This window comes from Bacillota bacterium, assembly GCA_040754675.1.
Lineage (GTDB): Bacteria > Bacillota > Limnochordia > Limnochordales > Geochordaceae > Geochorda.
The window spans coordinates 1-1,729 of the sequence record JBFMCJ010000734.1 but is presented as its reverse complement, the minus strand read 5'-3'; the positions used below and the strand labels follow the sequence as shown (position 1 = coordinate 1,729).

At 72.5% G+C, this 1,729-nt stretch carries 4 protein-coding genes; all 4 read left to right on the top strand.

What is annotated here, in order from left to right:
• Positions 1–205 (top strand): 3D domain-containing protein (locus AB1609_23065; GenBank protein MEW6049316.1); only part of this gene is annotated, 205 nt, incomplete at its 5' end.
• Between the two features lie 3 nt (positions 206–208).
• Positions 209–577: a hypothetical protein gene (locus AB1609_23060; GenBank protein MEW6049315.1), complete on the top strand. Its 369-nt coding sequence runs from the start codon at positions 209–211 to the stop codon at positions 575–577.
• Positions 578–618: 41 nt separating this feature from the next.
• Positions 619–1,194, top strand: coding sequence for a PilZ domain-containing protein (locus tag AB1609_23055; GenBank protein ID MEW6049314.1), 576 nt, complete (start codon positions 619–621; stop codon positions 1,192–1,194).
• 5 nt (positions 1,195–1,199) lie between these two features.
• Positions 1,200–1,562: a pilin gene (locus tag AB1609_23050; GenBank protein ID MEW6049313.1), complete on the top strand. Its 363-nt coding sequence runs from the start codon at positions 1,200–1,202 to the stop codon at positions 1,560–1,562.
• Positions 1,563–1,729: the final 167 nt, after the last annotated feature.

The window sequence follows — 1,729 nt, the reverse complement described above, 5'->3', positions numbered from 1 at the left end:
CCCCGCGGTGCCGTTCGGCACGCGGGTGTGGATTCCGGGCTACGGCCCCGGGGTGGTGGTGGACCGCGGCGGGGCGGTGAGAGGGCTCCACCTTGACGTCTACCTCGCCGACCTGGCGGAGGCCAGGTCGTGGGGGGTGCGGGTCTTGCGCGTGAGATTTTACGGCCTGGACCCGGGCGTGCTAGCAGAGTTAGGAGGTGGGTGACTGATGGCCCGCATGGAGGGGAATCCCGCCGCCCGCGACGAGTGGCGGCGGGCGAAGCTGGACAGCGAAGTAGCTGCGGCGAGGCAGGCGGTGATGAACCTGCCCGTGGAGATCCTGCCGGCGGCGCCCTGCCTGGGGACCATGCCCCAGCGCGCCCCGGCCCCCCGGCTGGAGGACTTCCGGGGCGGCCTGCCTCTGGAGTCGGACCCCGCCGGGCCGGCCCGGAGCGAGGCCGAGTGCGATGATGCCCTGGCCGCGGCTCTCGACCGCCTGCAGGCGGCGGTGGCGTCCTACCGGGCCAACCTGGAGCGCCTGGGCCGGTGCCTCGTGTGCTGCCACTTCGAGAGGTGCCGGGTCTTAAGCGGCAGGTAGTGAGCCGGCCGGGCCTGGCAGCAGAAAGGGGAAATGGGATCTTGGAAAACAACCAACGAGTGTTCATCGGTCTTCCCCGTCCGGGCGAGCAGGTGCTGGTGGTGGCCCCGCCGGGTGCGGTGTGGTGCGCGGTGCTGGCATACGACGGGGCGCTGCTGCTCAAGCCCCGGTCGCTGCTGCGGGTGGCGCCGGGCGACGAGGTGGTGGTGCGCCGGCACCGGGCGGGGCAGGAGTTCTTCTTCCGCGAGCGAGTGGTGGAGGGCCAGCCGCTGGCGGTGACCCTGAGCGTAGCCTCCGTGACCAGGGCTCCGCGCCACCGGGTTTCGGTGCCTGCCCGTGTGCTGCTCGCCGGGGGCATCTGCCTGGAGGGCGTGGTGCAAGACCTCAGCGAGGGCGGCGCGCGGGTGGCGCTCTGGCGCCCCGTTCCCGAGGGCGCCGAGGTGGTGCTGGGGATGGAGGGGCGCGAGGCGCGCTGCGAGGTGCGGGGCTGCTTCCCCTGGGCCGGCGGCTGGTGGTATGCGGGGCTGGCCTTTCGGGAGCGGGAGTCGGGGTTCACCGAAGCGGCCCGCCGGTTGGTGGCTGCGGGAATCTCTGGGAAGCAGCGCGAGAGGGGGTGATGGAGTTGGCCAAGAGGCTCCTTTTCCTGGCGGTGCTGGCCGCGTTCGTGCTCGGGCTGGCGGGGCAGGCGCTGGCGGAGGGTGAGATCGTGATGCCGCAGCCTCCGCGGCCTCCCGCCGGAGTCGGCGAGGGCCAGCAGAGGCTGGTGGAGATCCTCCAGCGCGTGCTCAACCTGCTCATGGTGGTGGGCGCGCTGGTGGCCGCGGTGATGCTGGCCTGGCAGGGCTATGTGGTGATGACCGCCCAGGATGGCAGGACGCGGGCGGAGGCGATGCAGGGTGTCTACAAGACCCTGCTGGGTGCGGCGCTGGTCTTCGGCCCCGTGATCCTGGTGAAAGTGGTGCTGGGCGTGGTGCTCGGCGGTTAGGGAGGGTTGTGGGGTGAACCACGAGGTGCCCATGCTGGCGCCGCGGGGCGAGGAGAAGGTGATCGGCGGGAGGCTCACGCTGCGGCAGTTCGTCTACCTGGCCGCCGGCGCGGGCCTGTCGGCCCTGGCACTGGCGGCGGCGGCCCGCCACCCGTTCCTTTGGGCTG

Excerpts from the sequence above, each read along its gene's own strand:
- AB1609_23060 (MEW6049315.1), top strand. The coding sequence starts at position 209 with ATGGCCCGCATGGAGGGGAATCCCGCCGCCCGCGACGAGTGGCGGCGG.